Genomic DNA, 253 nt, shown 5'->3' on the forward strand with positions numbered 1-253 from the left:
CGTCTTGATGACGTCCGGGCCGGTGATGAACATGTGCGAGGTCTGGTCGACCATGACCGTGAAGTCGGTGATGGCGGGGGAGTACACCGCGCCGCCCGCGCAGGGGCCGACGACCAGGCTGATCTGCGGGATGACACCGGAGGCGTGGGTGTTGCGGCGGAAGATCTCGCCGTACATGCCGAGCGCGCTGACGCCCTCCTGGATCCGGGCGCCACCCGAGTCGTTGATGCCGATGACCGGGCAGCCGGTCTTC

The 253-nt window shown here is 68.0% G+C and carries 1 protein-coding gene; it reads right to left on the bottom strand.

Translation table 11 applies throughout. From position 1 onward, the window contains the following. A partial coding sequence (locus tag N4G66_RS45525; protein WP_315903787.1) for a carboxyl transferase domain-containing protein occupies positions 1–253 on the bottom strand: 253 nt, incomplete at both ends.

This window comes from Streptomyces rhizosphaerihabitans (assembly GCF_025399795.1).
GTDB classification, from domain to species: domain Bacteria; phylum Actinomycetota; class Actinomycetes; order Streptomycetales; family Streptomycetaceae; genus Streptomyces; species Streptomyces rhizosphaerihabitans.